This is a genomic window from Oricola sp. (genome assembly GCF_965230365.1).
In the GTDB taxonomy this organism is placed as follows: Bacteria; Pseudomonadota; Alphaproteobacteria; order Rhizobiales; family Rhizobiaceae; genus Oricola.
The window spans coordinates 1,604,218-1,626,559 of record NZ_OZ246003.1 but is presented as its reverse complement, the minus strand read 5'-3'; the positions used below and the strand labels follow the sequence as shown (position 1 = coordinate 1,626,559).

17 protein-coding genes are annotated in these 22,342 nt (G+C 63.1%); 4 read left to right on the top strand and 13 right to left on the bottom strand.

The annotated features are described in order from the left end of the window. Positions 1–5 precede the first annotated feature (5 nt). From ACO06R_RS07810 to ACO06R_RS07795, 4 genes are all read right to left on the bottom strand, one after another. Positions 6–1,382, bottom strand: a complete 1,377-nt coding sequence (locus tag ACO06R_RS07810) for an FAD-binding oxidoreductase (protein WP_421858133.1) — start codon at positions 1,380–1,382, stop codon at positions 6–8. Then, positions 1,372–2,823, bottom strand: coding sequence for a UbiA family prenyltransferase (locus tag ACO06R_RS07805; RefSeq protein ID WP_421858131.1), 1,452 nt, complete (start codon positions 2,821–2,823; stop codon positions 1,372–1,374). Before ACO06R_RS07805 ends, ACO06R_RS07810 begins: the two co-directional genes overlap by 11 nt. A gap of 179 nt (positions 2,824–3,002) precedes the next feature. Beyond that, complete coding sequence (locus ACO06R_RS07800) at positions 3,003–3,266, bottom strand: hypothetical protein (RefSeq protein ID WP_421858129.1); 264 nt, start codon at positions 3,264–3,266, stop codon at positions 3,003–3,005. Positions 3,267–3,366: 100 nt separating this feature from the next. Further along, positions 3,367–5,787, bottom strand: a complete 2,421-nt coding sequence (locus ACO06R_RS07795; protein ID WP_421858126.1) for a mechanosensitive ion channel family protein — start codon at positions 5,785–5,787, stop codon at positions 3,367–3,369. Positions 5,788–5,950: 163 nt separating this feature from the next. Between ACO06R_RS07795 and ACO06R_RS07790 the strand changes: the two genes are divergently transcribed. From ACO06R_RS07790 to ACO06R_RS07775, 4 genes are read left to right on the top strand one after another with little or no spacing between them, the layout of a single operon-like run. Beyond that, complete coding sequence (locus ACO06R_RS07790) at positions 5,951–7,210, top strand: sarcosine oxidase subunit beta family protein (RefSeq protein ID WP_421858124.1); 1,260 nt, start codon at positions 5,951–5,953, stop codon at positions 7,208–7,210. A gap of 10 nt (positions 7,211–7,220) precedes the next feature. Further along, positions 7,221–7,487: a sarcosine oxidase subunit delta gene (locus tag ACO06R_RS07785; protein ID WP_421858121.1), complete on the top strand. Its 267-nt coding sequence runs from the start codon at positions 7,221–7,223 to the stop codon at positions 7,485–7,487. Then, a complete protein-coding gene (locus tag ACO06R_RS07780; RefSeq protein WP_421858119.1) occupies positions 7,484–10,369 on the top strand; it encodes a 2Fe-2S iron-sulfur cluster-binding protein in 2,886 nt (961 codons plus the stop codon). The genes ACO06R_RS07785 and ACO06R_RS07780 overlap by 4 nt, the downstream gene beginning before the upstream one ends. Beyond that, entirely contained in the window at positions 10,362–10,988 is a 627-nt protein-coding gene (locus ACO06R_RS07775; protein ID WP_421858117.1) for a sarcosine oxidase subunit gamma, read from the top strand. Before ACO06R_RS07780 ends, ACO06R_RS07775 begins: the two co-directional genes overlap by 8 nt. 73 nt (positions 10,989–11,061) lie before the next feature. Here ACO06R_RS07775 and guaD read toward each other — a convergent pair whose 3' ends face one another. The 9 genes from guaD to ACO06R_RS07730 all read right to left on the bottom strand — a co-directional run bounded on the left by guaD (position 11,062) and on the right by ACO06R_RS07730 (position 22,321). Beyond that, entirely contained in the window at positions 11,062–12,372 is a 1,311-nt protein-coding gene (gene guaD, locus ACO06R_RS07770) for a guanine deaminase (RefSeq protein WP_421858114.1), read from the bottom strand. Further along, complete coding sequence (locus tag ACO06R_RS07765; RefSeq protein WP_421858111.1) at positions 12,373–13,599, bottom strand: urate hydroxylase PuuD; 1,227 nt, start codon at positions 13,597–13,599, stop codon at positions 12,373–12,375. 90 nt (positions 13,600–13,689) lie between these two features. Further along, entirely contained in the window at positions 13,690–15,168 is a 1,479-nt protein-coding gene (locus ACO06R_RS07760) for an NAD-dependent succinate-semialdehyde dehydrogenase (protein WP_421859269.1), read from the bottom strand. A gap of 127 nt (positions 15,169–15,295) precedes the next feature. Continuing rightward, the gene (locus ACO06R_RS07755; protein WP_421858109.1) at positions 15,296–16,384 is read right to left on the bottom strand and encodes an ABC transporter ATP-binding protein; all 1,089 of its coding nucleotides are present in this window, start codon (positions 16,382–16,384) and stop codon (positions 15,296–15,298) included. 91 nt (positions 16,385–16,475) lie between these two features. Continuing rightward, entirely contained in the window at positions 16,476–17,279 is an 804-nt protein-coding gene (locus ACO06R_RS07750; RefSeq protein ID WP_421858106.1) for a carbohydrate ABC transporter permease, read from the bottom strand. After that, positions 17,276–18,136, bottom strand: a complete 861-nt coding sequence (locus tag ACO06R_RS07745; protein WP_421858103.1) for a carbohydrate ABC transporter permease — start codon at positions 18,134–18,136, stop codon at positions 17,276–17,278. Before ACO06R_RS07745 ends, ACO06R_RS07750 begins: the two co-directional genes overlap by 4 nt. Before the next feature lie 78 nt (positions 18,137–18,214). Further along, positions 18,215–19,564: an ABC transporter substrate-binding protein gene (locus ACO06R_RS07740; protein WP_421858100.1), complete on the bottom strand. Its 1,350-nt coding sequence runs from the start codon at positions 19,562–19,564 to the stop codon at positions 18,215–18,217. 94 nt (positions 19,565–19,658) lie between these two features. After that, a complete protein-coding gene (locus tag ACO06R_RS07735; RefSeq protein WP_421858097.1) occupies positions 19,659–21,170 on the bottom strand; it encodes an aldehyde dehydrogenase family protein in 1,512 nt (503 codons plus the stop codon). 32 nt (positions 21,171–21,202) lie between these two features. Continuing rightward, positions 21,203–22,321, bottom strand: a complete 1,119-nt coding sequence (locus ACO06R_RS07730; protein ID WP_421858094.1) for a mandelate racemase/muconate lactonizing enzyme family protein — start codon at positions 22,319–22,321, stop codon at positions 21,203–21,205. Between the last annotated feature and the right edge of the window lie 21 nt (positions 22,322–22,342).

The window sequence follows — 22,342 nt, the reverse complement described above, 5'->3', positions numbered from 1 at the left end:
CGCCCCTAATTCGCCGCGGCTTTTGCACGCCGGCTCTCGCCTTCGATGGCGTCGTCGTTGCCGCCGCAATCCAGCGCGAGCGCCGTCCGTTTCCAGAAATCCGAAAGGATCGCCGGATCGCGCAGCCGCTCGAGTTGCCGCCAATGCGGAAACGACGCCGCGAATGTCGCCGCGCTCATGCGCGCATCCTTGTACGGATTGACCCGGCCACCGGATGCGATCGTGATGCGGTCCAGTTCGTCGAGCAGACGCAAGGTGCGTTCGCCGCGATTGGGGAAATCCAGCGTCAGCGTGTAGCCGGGCGTCGGAAACGACATCAGGCCCGGCGACGGCATGCTGCCGAAACGCTTCAGCACCGTCAGGAACGATGCCTCGCCGGCATTGCGCGAGGCTTCCAGCAGCGCCGGAACAGCCCTGCGCGCCGTCTCGAACGGAAGCACGCTCTGGTGCTGGAACAGGCCTTTCGGGCCGTACAGCCGGTTCCAGTTGCCGATCGCGTCGAGCGGGTAGAAGAAGCCCTGATAGCCGCTGATTGTCGTCTTTCCGGCCTTGCGCAGCTTTGCCCGGTGGAAGACCGCGTTGAATATTCTGAGGCTTGCCGGGTTGAGCGCGTTGAACGGCAGGTCGAACGGCACGCTCAGCCGGACATCGTGTTTTCCGCTTAGAAACCGGCCGTTTCCGGCATGATTGGCGGTCAAGAGCACGCCGTGCGTATCGCTCCCCCGCCCGCCGAGCTGATCGAGCCACGCCACCGAATATTCGTTGTCTTCATCCGCCGCTTCGGCCAGATCGAAATACCCCACGAGATTCCGGAACGGTGTCACGGTCTCTGCGACATCAAGCGAGGACACCTTCATCAACCGCAGGCGTACGCGGGTGATAAGACCTGTCAGACCCATGCCGCCCACCGTCGCCCGAAACAAGGCACCACGTTCGCGGCCATCCAGCCATTTGGCGCCGACATCGCTGCGCACGAGTTCAAGACCGATAACATGGTTGCCGAATGTTCCGCGGCGGTGATGGTTCTTGCCATGCACATCGTTGGCGACGGCACCGCCAAGCGTGACATGCTGCGTGCCGGGCGTTACCGGCAGAAACCAGCCGTACCGCGCCACAGCGTCGATGACCGCGTGCAGCATGACGCCGGCTTCGGCTTCCAAGACACCTGTTTCCGGATCGAAAGCCAGAATCCGCTTCATGCCGCGGAAATCGACCAGGCTACCACCATCGAGGTGACAGCTGTCGCCATAGCTGCGGCCGTTGCCAAAGGGCAGCAATGAGCCTTGCCCTGCGCTCGCTAGACCAGCCAGCGCGGCCCGCGCATCCAGCGCTACTCGCCGGCCACGCCTCACGCGGCCAAAGCTGTCGTGGCTATATCCCATTGAACAATGGACCTGCGGCCAAAATGATGGCTGCCCCCGCCGCGACCATGATCTGGCTGCGCCAGTCCGTCGCGATGAAGACCACCGGGTCGTCATGGAATTCCTGCCGGCGCGCCAATATCCAGATTCTCACGATGATGTAGAGCACCAACGGACACAGCAGCCACAACAACCACGAATTGGCATACAATTCATGCGCCAGATCGCTCTCCAGATAGAGTGCGAGCACAACGACCGCAGCGAATCCCGACGACATGCCAGCCTGCGAAATGACGTCCTTGTCCTCGGGCCGATAACCCCTACCCTGCAGCCGTTCCTTGTCGGGGTTCTCCGAATGATCGAGTTCGACGTAGCGTTTGACGAGCGCAAGGGAGAGGAAGAAGAAGATGGAAAACGCCAAGAGCCAGGGCGACGGCGCCAGCGTGGTCGCAGCCGCACCCGCGATCACCCGGATCGTGTAGAGCCCGGCGAGAAACAGCACGTCGATCAGAAGCCAGCGCTTGATCTTCAGCGAGTAGGAGAACGTCGCCAGCATGTAGCCGGCCAGCACGGCCGCAAACAGCGGCGGCAGCATTGCGCTGATGGCAACCGAAGCAGCGACAAGCCCGGCGGCCACCGCCAGCCCCTGCTGCGGCGACACCAGCCCGGCCGCCAGCGGCCGCTTGCATTTGGTCGGATGGGCGCGGTCGGCCGCCAGGTCGAACAGGTCGTTGACGATGTAAAACGCCGAGGCAAGGAAGCTGAACGCAAAGAAGGCCGCGCCCAGTTGCAAGATCGTCAACGGATCGAGGATCTTGTGGTCAAGCACCGCCGGTACCGCGATCAGCAGGTTCTTGGACCACTGGTGAACCCGCAGCATCCGCGCGACCGTCTTCAACGACAACCTCTGCGCCTGCTCGATCACTTCGGCGTCATGCGCCTTCGCCCAGCGCGCAGCGGCGCGATCCGGGGCGACCGCAATCGCCTTGTCGGCGGCCTCGAACACCGCAATGTCGTCATGGCTGTTGCCAAGATAGTCGAAACCGAACTCGCCATAGCGGTCCGTCAAGGCAACCGCCTTGTCGTGCGACTTCAGGTTCCGCTGGCCATCCGAGCCGATCACGTCGTCGAACAGGCCGAGATGCGCGGCGATCGCGCGGGCATGCCCGGCGTCGCTGGCGGTCGCCAGCACCACGCGCCGCCCCCGCTCCTTCTCGGTGCGAAGCCGCTCGAGAACGCCCTTGCGGTAAGGCAGGGCTTCCGGCGCCGACTCGACGCGCGAGAACACCTGCTGCTTGAAATAGGTCTTGCCGCGCATCAACCATAGCGGAAGCATGAACAAGATCAGCGGGTTGCTGCGAATCAGCGAGAAAAAGCACTCCCAAAGGAGATCGGTCGCGATCAACGTGCCGTCGAGATCGACAGCCAGAACAGCCGCCCTGCTTTCCACACGTGCGTCCAATTCGCCCACTCCATCCCGGAAATACTTGCCAAAAAGAATGGCCTGTACTCCGCAACGGTAGCCTGAAACGAGAAAGTTCGGGTAAAAGGTATTGGTAAACCGGCTGTTTACAAGAAGGAAAACCGGCTGTCTGGTTGACAACCGGTTAGAAAATCCCGTCGAATTTTAGTGAAAATCGATCATTCCATGACGATTCCACCGTTCACGATGCTGACCGTTTCCGTACCCGACAGGGCGGCCCGGTCACCATTGGGAAGGGTGAGGAAGCACCCGCTTTCGCAGGCCGTCACGGTTTCACCGGCGGCGATTGCGAATTCGCTACGGACGCCTTTTTCGGTGATGACGATCGTCTGGCTGCCGCCGTCCTTGTTGGTCAGCGACGCCGCATCCGCGAACGTTGCCGAGACCGACAGGATAGCGATTGTGCCAAGAACGCGACGCATTCATTATAAACGGACCTGCGGTCCGCCTCCTTCTTGCTTTGCGGCCATTGCCGCCACTTGCAGCCGTCCTAGCGAGGCGAGCCTGAACGCCACATGAATGTCAATCCCCGTCCGGCCCGTTGTCGCCATCGGCAATGGGATAGCTGGCCGGGCCGGTAGCCGGCGCGCTGCCAAGGTCCTTGACGACCGCATCGTTGGTGTCGACGAGGCGCATGTGCACATCGCGTTGCGGGAACGGGATCTCGATCCCGGCCTGCCTGAACCGTTCGAAAATCTCAAACCGCAAATCCGTGCTGACGGTCAGGATATCGTTGATGTCGGCGAGAAATCCGCGCAGCTCGAAATCGAGCGAAGAATCCCCGAAATCGGCAAACAGCACATAGGGTTCCGGATTCATCAGGAGAAGCGGATGTTTGCCTGCGATGTCGAGCAGGATCTCGCGCACCTGACCGGGATCGGAACTGTAGGACACACCGACGGGAACCTCGACCCGGCCAAGCGTGTTGCGGTGGGTCCAGTTGGCCACTGCACCGTTGATCAGGTCCGAGTTCGGCAGGATCACCGTCTTGCGCTGGAAGGTCTCGATCTCAGTGGCGCGCACATTGATGCTTTTCACATAACCGCTCACACCGCCGGCCTCGATCCAGTCGCCAACCTTGAATGGCCTTTCAGCCAACAGGATCAGTCCCGACACGAAGTTCGACACGATGTTCTGCAGGCCAAACCCGATACCGAGCGACAATGCACCGGCGATCAGCGCGAGTTGCGAAAGGTCGATGCCGGCCACCGAAACACCGATCATCACCGCAATCGTGATACCGGCGTAACCTGCCCCGGTACGGATCGAGTTGCGCAAGCCGGTATCCATATGCCCGCGCGACAGCACTTCGCTGTCGAGCCACCGCTGCACCAACTTGGTCAGCCAGTATCCGATGGCGAACACCAGAATGCCGGTGAGAATCCCCGTAATCGAGATCGAGATCGACCCGACCGCGAATTCGTTCATCGCGCCGAACAGCCAGCCACGAATGTCGATCCAACTGAAACCCCAGAAGATCAACAGCAACGGCACGCCAATGCAGAACACGGCCAGAACCAGCAGGACGCCGGCCACCAGCCCGAGTTGATCGATCCTCGCTTCGCTCAGCTCCAGCCGTTCGCGCAGCCAGCCACCCAGACGCGTGCCGGCAAGGGCATGCTCGCGCGAGATCGCATGGGCGGCGCGGTAGCCGAGATACATGGTCGCTGCGATCGCCCCGGACGCAACGATCTGTTCGGACAGGAAGCCGGCGAACCCGATATAGCCGAGAGCGCTCGACACGACGAGGACAGCGACCAAGGCGAACATCAGGATGCGGAAACCCATCGGCCACCTGCGGTCGTGCTCACCTTCGCCACCCGGAAACGGCCGTACAAGCGCGATCGCCGCAAGAATGAAGGCGACAAGCAGGCTGCTGAACAAGGTCTTTGCAACTGTGATCGACAGCGAGCCGCCGGCGCCGGCTATCGCTTCCCCGATCACCCGGTCGCCGACCGTGACAATCGCCATCGCAACGATCAGCCACTTCAACAGCGACGCGGCGCGATCCGTGACCGGCACCAGCCGCCACGCTGGCAGGCCGGGCGCAAAGATCGCCTCGACCAGCCGCCAGACCAGGAAAACCACCCAGATCGCCGCAAATACTGTCCCCAGCAGTTGGCCGATGTCGCCCCGCAACACGTCGAAAAACAGGTAGAATGCCAACACCAGGGTCAGAAACAAGAGCAGCGTCACCGCCGGGAACAGCGTCGTCATGAAAGCGGTGGTCAGCCGCGCGACATAGGACGGGCTGTCAGCCTGCGGATCGCGGCGCACGACAATGCCGAGCGCGCGGCGGCCAAAGATGGCGAAGATCAATGCTGCCGCAAACGACAATGCGGTCGCCGCGGCCATCTGCTGCGCCTTGAAACGCCAGGCGAATCCCGACCACGAGGTCACACGGCGCACAATGGTGGCGGCGCGGTCCTGCACATCGCCAAACAGCTCCGGCCCGAATGCCGCATTGAGGTTGTAGCGACGCGCCAACCGGTTGGTGAACAGGTCGCGCCGCGCCTCCGATATCGCCTCGCGCAACCGGCCGGCATCGATGGTGACCATTTCCAGTCGCCCGATAAGGGCGTTGATCAGCGCGCGCTCGGCACTCAGCAACTCGCGTTCCTGGACAAGAAAGGCGGGCTCCTCGGCAGCCTGGCTTTCGACGCCGATCTGGTCCAGCCGAAGGCGGATATCGACGAGTTCCGGTGAAAGCTCGACACCGACTTCGACCGCGCGCCCGGACAAGGCACGTACGCGCTCGCTGAGCGCGACAAGCCTGTCGTCGTCGTCGCGCACGTCGCCCAGATTCCGGGTTAGCCCCTGCAACTCGCGTTCGAGCGCCTGCACGCTGGCGGTGGCGGCTTCGACATCGACCTGCGCATGAGCCGCAGCCCCGGCGATCAGCCAAATCAGGCCGAACAAAAGCCCCGTGAAAAACTTCTTCATCTGTCGAACACCGTAAGTCGCCCGCGAATTGTCAGGTATCGCCACGCCAAGTCAACAACCGTCGCCGATCTGGTCGTCTACCCGCAACTCGACGGCGGAATTGCGGCAGGACGGAAAGCCCTTCAGCATCTAGGTTGCCTCTAACAGAGGGAGTTGTTGAAACATGGCGGAGTATTCTGCCTGGCAAATTCTGAAAAACGCCTTCACCGGCAATACCGCGTGGAAGCAAGCGTGGCGCAAGCCGGAACCCAAATCCACCTATGACGTGATCATCGTCGGTGGCGGCGGCCACGGCCTGGCGACGGCCTATTATCTGGCCCGCAATCACGGCATCACCAATGTCGCCGTCTGCGAAAAGGGCTGGCTCGGCTCCGGCAATATCGGCCGCAACACGACGATCGTCCGCTCGAACTACCTGCTGAAGGGCAACACTCCCTTCTACGAGCATTCGATGAAGCTGTGGGAAGACCTCAGCCATGAGCTGAACTACAACGTGATGTTCTCGCAACGCGGCATTATCAATTTGTGCCATACCCCGGCGCAGATGGACGACGCGGCCCGGCGCGGCAACGCGATGCGCCTCATGGGCGTCGATGCGCGCATGGTCTTTCCCGACGAGTTGCGCCGCCGCGTGCCGGGCCTCGATCTTTCCGGCAGCGCCCGATTTCCCGTACTCGGCGGCCTGGAACAGCCGCGCGCCGGCACGGCGCGCCATGACGCGGTCGCCTGGGGCTATGCCCGCGCCGCCGACCGGCGCGGCGTCGACATGCTGGAAAACTGCGAGGTAACCGGTTTTCTGCGCGACGGCGACCGGGTGACGGGCGTGCGCACCACACGCGGTGAAATCCGGGCAAAGAAGGTCGCGGTCTGCGTCGCCGGATCGACCGGCCCGGTGATGAAGCTTGCCGGCATCGACACGCTGCCGATCGAAAGCCACGTGCTGCAGGCATTCGTGTCGGAATCGCTGAAGCCCCTGCTCCACACCGTCGTCACCTTCGGCGGCGGCCATCTCTACATATCGCAGTCCGACAAGGGCGGGCTGGTTTTCGGCGGCGACATCGACGCCTACAACACCTACGCGCAACGCGGAAATCTGCCGATTGTCGAGGAAGTGATGTCGGAGACGGTGGCGCTGTTCCCGGCGGTGGCCAAGGTGCGGCTGCTGCGCTCCTGGGGCGGCATCATGGACATGAGCATGGATGGCTCGCCGATCATCGCCACCGGCCCGCTTCCCGGCATGTATCTGAATTGCGGCTGGTGCTACGGCGGTTTCAAGGCGACGCCTGCTTCGGGCTGGTGTTTCGCCCACACGATTGCCCGCGACGAACCGCACGAACTGAACGCCGCCTACTCGCTCGACCGTTTCCATCGCGGTTACGTCATCGACGAGAAGGCGCAGGGCGCAACGCCCTGGAAACACTGAGGCCGCACCGATGATCATCAACTGCCCGCATTGCGGCCCGCGCGACCTCGCCGAATTCACCTATCGCGGCGACGCGTCCGTCCAGCGCCCCGACCCGGCCTCCGGCGACCAGGCCGCGTGGAACGCCTATGTCTACGACCGGGCCAATCCGGCGGGCGTGCATCGCGAGATCTGGCAGCATTCGGGCGGGTGCCGCGCCCATCTCGTCGTCACCCGCAACACGCTGACCCACGAAATCCTGAGCGTCAAGCTCGCCGGCAAGGAGGACATGCGATGACGTCGCATCGTATCGCCGCCGGCGGCCGCATCGATCGCACCCGGCCGATCCACTTCAGCTTCGACAATCGCGGCTATACCGGATTTGCCGGCGACACGCTGGCTTCCGCACTGCTCGCCAACGGTGTCCGCCTTCTCGGCCGGTCGTTCAAGTATCACCGCGCGCGCGGCGTGCTGGCCGCCGGTTACGAAGAGCCGAATGCACTGGTCACAGTGACCACCGACGGCGCGCGCGAACCCAACATCCGGGCGACCGAACTGGAAATCTACGACGGACTGCGCGCCGAAAGCCAGAACCGCTTTCCGGGCCTCGGCTTCGACCTGATGGCGGTCAACCAGTTCGCATCGAAGGCGCTCGGCGCGGGCTTCTACTACAAGACCTTCATGGGACCGGTGCTCGGCCCGCTGAAGGGCACCCGGTTCTGGATGGTCTGCGAATACTTCATCCGCCGCGCGGCGGGGCTCGGCTCGGCTGGAACGGTTGCCGATCCGGCACGCTACGAGCGGATGAACGCCTTTTGCGATGTTCTCGTCGTCGGATCCGGTCCGGCCGGGCTGGACGCCGCGCGCAAGGCCGCCGCCGACGGCAAGCGTATCATCGTCTGCGAAACCGCAGCGGCTCTCGGCGGATCGGCCAATCTCGCCGAGACCGGCATGGACCACGAGAGCGCCGAGACCATCGCCGAACTGGAGGCGGCCGACAATGTGCGCCTGCTGCCGCGCACCACGGCCTGGGGCTACTACGACGGCAACACGGTGGCGGCGCTGGAGCGCGTGAGCGACCACAAACGCGCGCCGGGCGCAGGCGAACCGCGCCAGCGCCACTGGATTATCCGCGCCGGACATGTGGTCGTTGCCACCGGCGCGCTGGAGCGAAGCCTCGTCTTTGCCGGCAACGATCGGCCGGGGATCATGCTCGCCGGCGCGGCGCGGCGCTTCGCCGCCGAGTATGGCGTACTGGTCGGCAAGCGCATGGTGGTCTTCGCCAACAATGACAGCGCCTATGAAACGGCGTTGTTTCTCAAGCGCCTGGGCGCGGAGATTCCGGTGATTGTCGATGTGCGGCGCGACATCGCCGACGAGATGCGCAATCACGCTCAAGCCATTGGCGCGGAACTGCTTTCCGGCCATGCGGTGATCCGCACCGAAGGCCGCCCGGAACTGCGCTCGGTGTTCGCGCAGCCTTTCGATGTCGCGACCGGCACCGTGTCCGGCCAGACGCGCGCGGTCGCCTGCGACACCCTGCTGGTCGCCGGCGGCTGGTCGCCGGTGGTGTCGCTGGTCTCGCAGGCCGGCGCCAAGCCGGTCTGGGACGAGAGACTGCAGGCTTTCCTGGCGCCGCCCGCAAAGGACTGTGGCTGGGAGGTCGCGGGCTCGGCAGCCGGAGACGGCATCGACCCGCCGGCGCCGGTGTTCGAGGTCCGCGCGGCCGGCGGCAAGGCCTTTGTCGATTTCCAGCACGACGTCACCGCCGACGATGTACGGCTCGCCCATCGCGAGGGCTTCCGCTCGGTCGAGCACCTGAAGCGCTACACCACACTCGGCATGGCGACCGACCAGGGCAAGACCGCCAACGTGCCGGGCATGGCGATCATGGCCGCAGCGCTCGACCGCGCAATTCCCGAAGTCGGCACGACCCGTTTCCGCCCGCCGTTCACACCGGTCGCCATCGGCGCGCTCGCTGCCGAGCGCTATGGCGATCTGCGGCCGGAACGGCTGACGCCGATGCATGACTGGCATGTCGAAAACGGTGCGGACATGTATGCCGCCGGGCTGTGGTACCGGCCCGAAAGCTACAATGCGCCGGGCGAGACGGTCGAGCAGGCCTATATCCGCGAGGCGCGCAATGTTCGCGCCAATGTCGGCATCGTCGATGTCTCGACGCTCGGCAAGATCGACATCGCCGGCCCCGACGCGGCCGAGTTCCTCAACCGGGTCTACACCAACGGCTTCGCCAAGCTGCCGGTCGGCAAGGCGCGCTACGGGCTGATGCTGCGCGAGGACGGTTTCGCCTTCGACGACGGCACCACATGGCGGCTCGCCGAAGACCGCTTCCTGATGACCACGACCACGGCGAACGCCGGCCCGGTGATGCAGCATCTGGAGTATTTCCTCGATGTCGTGTGGCCGGATCTGAAGGTCAACCTAGCTTCCGTCACCGACCAGTGGGCGGGTGCCGCCATCGCCGGCCCGAAATCGCGCGACCTGCTCGCCGCCTGCGTGACCGGCACCGCGGTCGACGACGGCGCGCTGCCCTTCATGGGCATCGCGCATGGTGAAATCGCCGGCGTGCCGGTCATCGTCTGCCGCCTGTCGTTCTCCGGCGAACTGGCCTACGAGGTCTATTGCGGCGCCCATCACGGCCAGCATGTCTGGGACGCGCTGATCGAGGCCGGCCGGACCCACGCGGTCCAGCCCTACGGCCTGGAGGCGCTCGGCGCGCTGCGTATCGAGAAGGGCCATGTCACGGGTGCCGAGATCGACGGCCGCACCACGGCCAGCGACCTGCATCTCGACTGGATGATCTCGAAGAAGAAGCCGTTCATCGGCTCGGCGATGATGGACCGCGAAGGGCTGACTGATCCGCAGCGCTGGTCGCTTGTCGGCGTGGTGTCCCTGTCCGGCGAGAAGCTGCATGGCGGCAGCCACATCGTCGAATATGACGACCGTGACAATCCCGGCCCGAGCATCGGCCACGTCACGGCGATGTGCTATTCGCCGGCGCTCGGCCGCTATATCGGCCTTGCGCTGATCTCCAATGGCCCGGCGCGCATCGGCACGACGGTCTACGCGACCGATCCGGCGCGTACCGGCACCCATGTGCCGGTCGAGATCGCCAGCCACCATTTCTATGATCCGAAGGGAGAACGGATGCATGGCTGACACGCTGAGTTTTGTCGCCGATCCCGTGAACCGCGAGCACGCCACCTCGCCGCTTGCCGGCCATTACCAGCTTGGCGAGTTCGGCGCGCTGCCCGAAGACGGCGAAATCCTGACGTTGAGCGAGCGCTTCGGCCTGTCGATCGCCGAGGTCGCTGCCTGGCGCGGTAGCAAAGACACAACGCTGGCGGCAATCGCCGGCGCAACCGGCCTCACGCTCGCTCCCGGACCTGGTGCGGGTGCATACTCCGAGGCCGCGGCGGCGTTCAACATCGCGCCACGCCGCTGGCTCGTGACCGGCAACAACGCCGCACTGGTCGCCCGGCTCGCCGACAGCGTCGGCGAGAGCGGCACGGTCACCGACCTCAGCCATGGCCGTACGATCATCCGCATCGAAGGCAAGAGGAGCCGCTGGGTGCTGGCGAAGATCTTCGCGGTCGACTTGTCGGAGGACAGGATGGAAGAAACGAATGGATTGTCGACCGCCCACCATGACATCTTCGCACAGATCCAACGCGTTGGGCCCGACGCGTTCGACATCCACGTCTTCCGGTCGTTCGCACGTTCGTTTTGGGAGTTGCTGCGCCGTTCGGCGGAGGAGGCCGGCTACCGGGTCGTTTGACCCGGAAGCGCCATCCCTTACCGACCAGTCATCTTGTTCTTGTTGGTTGCCGGTCGCTTGACTTGATGCAGTCCTACCGCTTCGGAAGCTGGTGTGCTGTGACACCTGACACAATGGTCGCAGCCACCGTGCGGTCGTCTCCGAGCGTCTGCATCAGAAACAATTCCTCTGAAAGCGTCGAGATCGTTTCCGACCGCAGAGCCATCGCCGGGTTGGACTTGGCGTCGAGCACAATGAAGTCGGCTTCGTAGCCGGCGGCAAGCTTGCCGATCCGGTCTTCCATGCCAATCGCCGCGGCATTTCCGAGGGTCGCCTGATAGAAGGAGCGAAGCGGATGATAGCGCTCGCCCTGCAGGTTGAGCACCTTGTAGCCCTCGTCGAGGGTTCGCAGCATCGACCAGGACGTACCACCGCCAATGTCGGTCGCGATCGCGTGCCGGACATGCGGATTTGCCGAGCGCATCTTGTTCAGACTGAACAGCCCCGACCCCAGGAACAGGTTGGAAGTCGGGCAGAAAACCGCGACCGAATCGGATTCCGACATGCGTGCGATTTCGCGCTCGCTTTGGTGGATGCAGTGCCCGAACATGCTCTTTCGCCCGAGCAGACCGAAGTGGTCATAGATGTCGGTGTAGTCCTTGGACCAGGGAAACAGCTCGGCAACCGCCGCGATCTCGGCGTGGTTCTCGGACAGGTGCGTCTGCATCAGGCAGTCCGGATGTTCTCGGACCAGCGTTCCAGCCGCTTCCATCTGGGCATCCGTCGATGTCAACGCAAAGCGCGGCGATATCGCGACCTCTACCCTGCCCTTGCCGTGCCAATCGGCGATCAGCGCCTTGGTATCGTCATAACCCGACTGTGCCGTGTCAGTCAGTGGCTCGGGCGCGTTGCGATCCATCATCACCTTGCCGGCGATCATCCGCATGTCACGTTGCAGGGCTTCGCCAAGCAACGCGTCGACTGATTGCCGGTGCACCGATCCGTAGACTAGTGCAGTCGTCGTGCCATAGGCGGCAAGCATGTCGAGAAACGCGCCCGCCATGCGCCCTGCATGGGCGGGCTCGGCGTATTTCTGTTCCTCGATAAAGGTGTAATTGTTCAGCCACTCCAACAGGCTGCCGGCATAGGAGCCAACCACCTGGCCCTGCGGGAAATGAATGTGGCAGTCGATGAAGCCGGGAACGATAAGATGCGGGCGGTGGTCGACCGGTTCCACCTTCTGCCATTTCGCAGGCAGCTGCGCCCAAGGGCCAGACCAGGCGATGCGGCCAAACTCGACAGCCAGTCCGCCATCTTCGACATAGTTGTAGGCGCTGATGTCCTCCGCGCCTTCCGGTTCATGGTCGAACCAGAGAAGGCGCCCCCGAAACAGCGTAGCGCTCAACTAACTATCCCCACGCGAGCGATACCAGCGGACGAGCACTGCGCGCTCCTCGGCCGGGATGTCTGTAACATTGCCGGGTGGCATGGCGTGGCTGACACCGGCCTGCAGGTAGATGTCGCGCGCCAGCGTCGCGATCTGGACATCGGTTTCCAGCCGCACACCTTTCGGCGGCCAGTGGATGCCGTCCCAGGCCGGTTCGGCGGCGTGGCACATTGAGCAGCGCGACAGCACCACGTCGCGCGCCGCATCGAACTCGACCGAAGCCATCAGCCGTTCGGCACCGCGCGACGGCAGTTCCGCCTCCTCTTCCACATAGCGGATAGGATTGGTGGACAGCCAGATGATGATTACAAAGACGATCCCAGACACCAGCCACGTCCAGTTCGGTTCGCCTTTGCGTGCGTGCTTGGTGTTGAAGTAGTGGCGGATCAACACGCCCATGATGAACACCAGCGAGGCGATCACCCAGTTGTAAGGTGTCGCAAACGCCAGCGGGTAATGGTTCGACAGCATCAGGAAGATGACCGGCAGCGTCAGGTAGTTGTTGTGCAAAGACCGCTGTTTGGCTTCCTTGCCCAACGCAGGCTCCGGCTTCTTGCCGACCTTCAGCGCGGCGACAACCTTGGTCTGGTTGGGAATGATAATGAAGAACACATTGGCGCTCATGATCGTCGCGGTAAACGCGCCGAGATGAATGAACGCCGCGCGGCCGGTGAACAGTTGCGTGTAGCCCCAAGCCATGAACACCAGCAACACGTAAAGCAGCAACATCAATCCGGTGTCGCTGTCGCCGAGCGGCGACTTGCACAGCCGGTCATAGACAATCCATCCGACGGTCAGCGACGCAAGCGAGATCACGATCGCGCCCCATGCGGGCACGTCCAGCACATTGCGGTCGATCAGATAGAGTTCTGCACCGGCGTAGTAGAGCATCGCCATCAGCGCCGCGCCCGACAGCCAGGTCGCGTAGGATTCCCATTTGAACCAGGTCAGGTGCTCGGGCATCGACGCCGGCGCGACGAGGTACTTCTGAATATGGTAGAATCCGCCACCATGGACCTGCCATTCCTCGCCGTGTGCGCCTTCCGGCAGCCCCGGATGCTGGCGCAACCCGAGATCGAGCGCGATGAAATAGAATGACGATCCGATCCAGGCGATGGCCGTGACCACGTGCAACCAGCGCACGGCGAATGTCAGCCAGTCCCAGGCTATGGCGAAATCAAGCACGATGTAATCCCCGTCTGCCGCTAACCAACCGCGAAAAGCCTAGGAAAACAAGCCCCTCAGGCCCATCACGCCTTGACGCGTCAGTCCGCCTCAGACCCCGCCGACGCAGACATACTTGATCTCCTGATAGTCCTCCATACCGTAACGCGATCCCTCGCGCCCGAGGCCGGACTGCTTGACCCCGCCGAACGGCGCGGTTTCCGTGGAGATCAGACCGGTATTGACGCCGACCATGCCGTATTCAAGCGCTTCAGCAACCTGCCATACCCTCGACAGATCGCGCGCATAGAAGTAGGCGGCAAGGCCGAATTCGGTATCGTTGGCAAGTTCGATCACTTCGTCTGGCGTATCGAAGGCAAACAACGGCGCGACCGGGCCGAAGGTCTCCTCGCGCGCCACCTTCATCGACGATGTCACCCCGGTCAGAATGGTCGGTTCGAAAAAGAGGCCTCCGGCTTGCGAGCGCTTGCCGCCGGCGACGACCTTGGCACCCTTGGCGACCGCATCGGCAATATGATCCTCGACCTTTGCCAGTCCCTGTCCGTCGATCAGCGGTCCGGTTGTCACGCCGTCCGCGAAACCGTCGCCGACCTTCAGTGCGGCGACCTTTTCACCGAGTTTTTCGGCAAATGCGTCATAGACGCTGCACTGCACATAGATGCGGTTGGCGCAGACGCAAGTCTGCCCGGCATTGCGGTACTTGGAGATCATCGCGCCTTCGACCGCCGCATCAATGTCGGCGTCGTCGAAGACGATGAACGGCGCATTGCCGCCGAGTTCCATCGTCATCTTCAAAACCTGATCGGCCCCCTGCCTGAGCAGGATGCGGCCAACCTCGGTCGAGCCGGTAAACGAGATCTTCCGCATCTTCGGGTTGCTGCACATTTCCTTACCGATCGACGGACCGTCGGTGCCGATGATCAGGTTGAACAGGCCGGCTGGCAGCCCCGCGCGTTCGGCAAGGACGGCAAGGGCAATCGCCGACAAAGGCGTCTGCTCTGCCGGCTTGGCGACCACTGCGCAACCGGCCGCGAGCGCCGGCGCCATCTTGCGCGCCAGCATGGCGTTCGGAAAGTTCCAGGGTGTGATCATGCCGGCGACACCGACGGGCTGCCGCATCAGCATGATGCGCTTGTCGCGCTGATGGCCCGGCAGGAGATCGCCGCCCGACCGCTTGGCCTCCTCGGCAAACCACTCGACGTAGGACGCGCCGTACAAGATCTCGCCACGCGCTTCGGCAAACGGCTTGCCCATTTCCGTTGTCAGGATCGTCGCCAGATCGTCCGCGTTCTCGACCAGCAGCCGGAAGAGCGCGCCAAGAACCGCCGAACGCTCCTTGCCGGTGTGGGCGGCCCAGTCCTTCTGTGCGGCATAAGCAGCATCGATGGCGCGGCGCGTTTCGTCTGCGCCCATTTCCGGCAGGTTTGCAATCACGGCCCCGGTCGACGGGTTATCGACCGCAAAAACTGCCTCGCCAGGCACCGTATCGGCCCATACACCGCCAACGACACCCGCCGGGCGCAACAGATCACCGTCGTTCAAACGGTCAAGCAGGGTCGATTCGATCATCGCGGACATCGCGTAGGGGCCTCCATTGCCAATTGTTTTTATGAGCCGCAGCTGTGGACGGCCGTAAGGGGTCGCGGTCCCCATTGGCATGGATGCAACGCACGGACAACCTATTGAGGCTCCACACCTAGCGGATGCGGCCGCCATCCCCGTCAAACAGGAATGCCCGTTCGGCGGGTATGTAGGCTTCGATAGCGTCGCCTTCCCGCTTCGAGCGGTCGCCACGGAGACCGAGTATCAACCGCTCGCCATCCTGCGACGCTGAATAGAGATAGGCGATGTCGCCCAATTGCTCGGCCAGTTCGCAGACCAATTCGAGCCGCGCGCCATCGCACGGCTCGAACGCGAAGTGCTCCGGTCGAATACCGAGCGTGACCGTCTGCCCCCTTTCAAGCGTGCGGTCGCCGAGCGGCATGGTCAGCGCTGGCGAGCCGAGCGACGGCAGCACCAGCCTGGTGCCGGCCTCACCCTGTTCTTCGACCACGGCGGGCACGAAGTTCATTTTCGGCGCGCCGATGAAACCGGCGACGAATTGGTTGTCCGGATTGTCGAACAGTTCAAGCGGCGTGCCGACCTGTTCGATGTAACCGTCCCTAAGCACGACGATCTTGTCGGCCAGCGTCATCGCCTCGACCTGATCGTGCGTGACATAGACCATGGTCGCGTCGAGCCGTTTGTGCAGCCGGTCAATCTCGAAGCGCATGTGCACGCGCAGTTCGGCGTCGAGGTTCGACAGCGGTTCGTCGAACAGGAACACATCCGGATGGCGGACGATTGCCCGACCGATCGCCACGCGTTGGCGTTGCCCGCCGGACAGTGCGGCTGGCTTGCGGTCGAGAAACTCCTCGATGTGCAGGATGCCAGCCGCCTCGCCGACCCGCCTTTTGACCTCGTCCTTGTCCATGCCGTTGGCGCGCAGCGCAAAGCCCATGTTCTGCTCCACGGTCATGTGCGGATAAAGCGCGTAGGACTGGAACACCATCGAGACATTGCGGTCGACCGGCTCCATACCGGTTACGTTGCGGTCGCCGATGAAGATCTCGCCCGACGTGGTTACTTCGAGCCCCGCGATCATGCGCAGCAGCGTCGACTTTCCGCAGCCCGACGGTCCGACGAAAACCACGAACTCGTGGTCGTCGATATCGAGATCAACACCGTGGATGACCTCGAACGCACCGTAGCGCTTTTTCACGTTTCGCAGGCGTATTCCCGCCATTTCCTGTCTCCCGTTGCGGCCCGAAGCGCGATCGCCCCCAATCCGGCCGAAGCTTGTCGTGTCTTTTCGTGACGTTGCCGTCCCGGCGCCGTTACTTTCCGATGCCCTTTGTAAGCCCGCCGACCAGCCAGCGCTGGAAGAACACCGCCAGCACATAAACCGGCACCATCGCCGCCAGCGATGCGACGGCCATTTGTCCGAAGCGCAATTGCCGGTCGCCCTGAAACAACGACAGACCGATCGGCACGGTCTGCGTGTCGGCGCTGCGGGCCAGGAAGGATGCGAAAAGGAACTCGTTGTAGGACAGGATCAGGCAGATTATGCCGGTACTGGCGATGCCCGGCATCAACAGCGGTATGACGATCGACCGCAGCCGGCGAAAGTAGCTGATGCCATCGACGCGGGCGGCTTCCTCCAGTTCCACCGGCAGCCGCCGCACAAAGGACGACAGCAACCAGAACGCAACCGGCAGGTTCATTACCCCGTAGACGAGGATCAGCCCGACATGGGTGTTGACCAGCCCCATGTTGCGCAGCAGGAAAAACAGCGGGAACAGGGCGACGATCGGCGGTGCGACATAGCTGCCGAGGATCACTGACGGCAGCCATTTCTCGCCGACGCCATAGCGCACGATTCCGTGTGTTGCCGGCACGGCGATCAGCAAAGTTAGACACGCACCGCAGGTCGCGACGATTGCCGAGTTGCGCAGATACTTGTCCAGCGCGATGGAATCGAAGGCATCCGGATAGTTTTGCCAGAACAGGGTCGATGGAAACACGTGGCCAGTGGTGATATCGGCCTGCCCCTTCAACGACACCAGCGCCATGAAGCAGATCGGAAAGGTGAAGAAGAGCAGCGTCAGCGCCATCAGCGGAATGTAGTAGCGGCTCTTCACGACAGTCTTTCCTCGGCCTTGTCATGCGCGATGGTGAACGGCAGCGTCGCCAGACCGACAACGATGGCGAAAACGAGCGTTTGCGCGGCGGCCAGCCCGATGTCGAACTGCTGGATCGCGACCCGGTAGATGTAGAAACTGGATATCGTCGTGGCCTGCCCCGGCCCACCGGCTGTCAGGACGAACACGATGTCGAATAGCTTGAACGAGATCACCAGTTTCAGCACAGCAATGCCGAGCAAGGCCGGCGCCAGCATTGGCAGGGTGATGTGCCGGAACACGGTCCAGGGCGAGCGGATCTCCAGCCGCGAGGCTTCGAAAACCTCGCCGGGCAGTGTCTGCAACGCAGCAAAAACCATCAGGGCGACAAACGGGCTCCACTGCCAGACATCGACCACCATGATCGAGACGAAGGCCGAGGTCGGCTGACCGAGAAAGCTCATCGGTTGGCTGATGATCGACAGGTCGGTCATCACGGCATTGAGCCAACCGCCCTGCGGCATCAGGATCAATTGCCACATGATCGCCGCCGTGACCGGTGGCGTAAGCAGCGGCAGCAGGATCAGCGTGCGGATCAGGTCGCGCGCACGCACTGCCTTGTCGAGCAGCATCGCGACGCCGGTTCCAATCAGCATCGCCACGGCGGTCGACAACAGCGCCAACGCCGCCGAGCGTCCGATGGATGCGACGAACAGGTCGTCATCGAAGGCGGATGCGAAATTGCCGACACCCGTCCACTCCTGGAACGGCCGCGCCAGGCTGCTTTCGGTGAAAGCCAGCATAAAGAGATAGATAAAGGGATAGACGGCAAACACGCCGATCCCGACAATCAGCGGCGTGGCCGCGAGCCACGCCATGCGCCGCCCTGAGGAATTGGGATTCCGCGGGGCGGCGCCTTGGTTTGAAACAACAGATGACAATTCCGGACCGCTTTCCTAGCCGAGGATCTTTTCCCAGGCGGCCTGTGCGTCGGCCATCGCCTGTTCGGCGGACTTGGAGCCCGAGAGCATCAGACCGAGTTCGTCAGTCAGCGCTTGCATCAATTCCGGCGATTCCGGATTGCGCGGCCACGGGAAGGCATCCGAAATGGCTTTCTCGACGACATCGCCCTGTTTTGGCGCAAACTCCTTGTAGGCCGGTATGGCCGAGGTCCGGGTCGGGTCGACGCCCGTCTTGTTGTTGGTCAGGACCGAAAGGTGGAACTCCTTCGAGGAGGCCATCTTCACAAACTCCCAGGACATGTCGAGGTTCTTGGAGCCGGTCGAAGCACCGAAGCCAAAACCGGCGTTCATGGCCGGGCGGTGGACGGTGTTGCCGCTGCCAAGCGGCATCGGAACAACGCCCCATTTGCCGACGATCTTGCTCTGCCCCGGATCCTCTGCCCAGGTGCCCATGTCCGTCCAGAACTCGATCATGCCGGCCTGACCGCCGAGGAAGTTCGGAATGGAATTGCCGAATTCGGTTTCCAGCGGGGTCGGCGCCGCATGAGGCGCGGCGTCCAGCAACGATTGCGCGGCGGCGATCGCAGCATCGGAGGTCAGCGACGGCGCGCCGTTCTCCATGAAATTGCCACCATGGCCGCCAAGCCGGTTGGCATAACTCGAACACAGGATGATCGGGATCTGCTTGGCCATGATAAGCGCGCCATACTTCCCGTTTGCCTGCTCCTTCTCGGTGATCGCCTTGGCGACGGCCGCGTAGTCGTCCCAGGTTTTCGGCGGCTTGGCGCCGACGCTGTCGAGCAGTTCCTGGTTGTAGAACAGGACGTGGGTGTCGCCATCATAAGGCAGGCCGTAGCGGCGGCCATTGACCAGGGTGTAGGTGTCGTAGAGCGATCCGATGAAATCGTCCGGGTCGATCTCGTCCTTGGCGGCCTCGATCCGGTCAGTCACGTCGGCCAGCACATTGTCGGCGACCATCGCTTCGACATCGACATAGAAGTATTCGAACACGTCGTAGGAATTGGTTCCCGACACCACGTCGAGTGTCGCCTGGGCGCGCAACTGGTCATAGGGCACCGTGACGCCCTCGACCGTCGCACCGGTCAATTCGGCAAAGCCCGCCGAAAGCGGGTCGATCGATCCGGCATGCGGCTGGTTGATCATCACCGTCAGTTTCTTTCCGGAAAAATCCATCGCCTGAAGCTGGCGTACGAAAGCCGGATTGGCCAACAGTGGCGCGGCCAGCGCCGCCGACAAGGCACCACGCGTAAATACGCGGCGGGTGATCCCGCCTTCGTCCTTCTTCTCGATCCCCTTCAGATCGTTTTTCGTCACTTTGGTCATGTGCTCCTCCCTTTATTGAGCAAATTAACGACTAGTGGCCTTCCGAGTGCCCGCCCCCTTCTCGATGTTCCGAATTTTTTCCTGTTTTCAGGCGTTATCCGCCAATGTGCATACTGACCGCCTTTGTCTCGATGAACGCGGCCATTCCTTCGGGCCCGAATTCGCGGCCCCAACCGGACTCCTTGAAGCCGCCGAACGGCAGGTTCGGATCGAATACGCCAAAGCTGTTGATCCACACCGCACCCGCCTTCACGCCAGCTGCCATGCGATGCGCGCGACCGGCATTCTCGGTCCAGATCGAGGCGGCAAGTCCGTAGTTCGTGCGATTTGCCTCCGCCAGCACCGCCTCCTCGTCATCGAAGGACATCGCGCAGAGAACCGGACCGAAGATTTCCTCGGTGGCGATCTTCGAAGCTGTGTCCATGCCGGTCAGGACGGTCGGCGCGTAGAAATGTCCCTTTTCGCCTTCGCGACCGCCGCCGCATAGAACGGAGACGCCTTCGCCGCGGGCGGCGTCGACCATCGAGGTTACGCGGTCGAGCTGCGTTTTGGACATCAGCGGCCCAATCTCACTCGAGCCGTCGAGCGCGCAGCCGAGCTGCATGTTGCGGCCGATTTCGACGACGCCTTCGACCACCCGGTCATAGGCCGACGCTTCGACATAGAGCCGCGAGCCTGCATTGCAGACCTGTCCGGCATTGCCGAAGATCGCCGCCGCCGCAGTCGGGATTGCCCGTTCCATGTCGGCGTCGGCGAAGATGATCAGCGGCGATTTTCCGCCGAGCTCCAAGGTCAACCGTTTCAGGTTGGAGGCACCGGCCGCCGCGATGATCCGCCGCCCGGTTTCGGTCGAGCCGGTGAATGTCACCTTGTCGACCCCGGGATGGGCGGCCAGCGCCGCACCCGCCGTGTGGCCATAGCCGGTCACGACATTGATCGTGCCCGCGGGAAAGCCCGCCTCGACGACAAGTTCGGCAAGCCGAAGCGCGGTCAGCGGTGTCTGTTCAGCCGGCTTCAGCACCGCCGTGCAGCCGACCGCGAGCGCCGGCGCGATCTTGAAGGCTGCCTGCGCCAAAGGGAAGTTCCAGGGAATAATTCCGGCGACTACGCCGACCGGTTCGGAGCGGGTATAGGCGTGAAACTTTTCCGGATTGAGCGACAGGTCCAGCGTCGATCCGCGCACCTTCGTCGCCCAACCGCCATAGTATCTGAAGACTTCTGCCGCAAACGGGAGTTCGAGAGCTTTCGCCACATGGGCGGGTTTGCCGGTGTCGAGCCCTTCCAACTCGGCCAGTTGGTCCAGGTTCTCGTAAATCAGATCGGCCAGCTTGAACATGCATGCGGCGCGCGCTGCCGGCACCATCGCCGTCCACTCGCCCTCGAAGGCGCGCCGCGCGGCCTCGACCGCCGCGTCCACATCGGACTGATTGCCGGACTGAACATCGGCGAGCACGATCTCCAGGCCCGGATCCTCGGTCCAGAACGTTTCGCCACTCGCGCCATCAACGAAATCGCCGCCGATGAAATGCTTCTTCGGCTGGTCGAGAAAGGCACGGACATCGCCGCGCATCGTCGACAACTCGTGGTAGAGAACGTGTTTCGTCATTTCGGGGTCCACCTCCCTTGATCCCGTTCGGCCTAGATCCTGTATTGCGATGCGGCGATGACCTCGGCATTTGGCGTCACGCCAAAACCGGGACCATCGGGCAAGCGCACAATTCCGTTGACTGGCGTTAAATCCTCGACGATCAGGTCGTCGCGCAGAGCAGCCGGCGCCACGTCGCGCAGCACAAGATCGGTGTGCTCGCAGGCGGCCATGAAATGCAGCATGGCGGCAAAGCCAACATCCGATCCGTAGTGATGGGCGGACACCGGCAGACCGCTTGCATTGGCGATCCTTGCCGCATCCATCGCCGCCGCCATTCCGCCGCAACGGCATGGATCGGGCATCAGGATGTCGGCCAGCCGCTCCTCAGCAACCTTGCGATAATGTGAGAGACGCACGGCATTTTCGCCCCATGCAAAGCGGACGCCCGGAAACTCGGCACGCAGACGCGCCTGCGATACAAAATCGTCGTTAAGGACAGGCTCCTCGATCCAGTAGGGATCGACCTCGGCCAGCGCGGCAACCATCCTGCGCGCGCGGGGAAGATCGAACGCCTGATTGGCGTCGATCAACAGGGCAATGTCCGGACCGATTGCCGCGCGGACCGCATGTGCAGTCGCGATGTCTTTCTCGTCGCCAAAGCCGACACGCATCTTTATGGCGCGGTAGCCGGCCGCCACCGCGTCGCGCGCGCCAGACGGCGGGTCATCGGCGCGAATGCCGGTGGCATAACACTCGAACTCGCGGCGACGGGCTCCGCCAAGCAGCCGCGCCACCGGTTGCGACAGGTCTTTTCCGAGCGCGTCCCAAAGCGCCATCTCGACACCGGAAATCGCCTGCGCAATGGCGCCTTCCGACCACATCCGGGTAAATGGCCGCGTCGCCGATACCATCATGTCGCGCAGCCGCAGAACATCGCGGGCATCCTCGCCGACAAGCATCGGGGCGAGGCCCTCCTCGATAGTCGCGGCGCGCTCGCGATATGTCCAAGGCGGAAAGTTGACGGACGTTTCGCCCCAACCCTCGATGCCGGAATCGGTCTCGATACGAACAAGGCCGAAGTTTCGATGCGTCAGCGATCCGCAAGACAAGGGTATCGGTCGCGCCAGTTCGGCGCGGCATAACACGTAGTTTACGCTCCGCACGCGCATTCGCGCCTCTCCCCCCGGTTT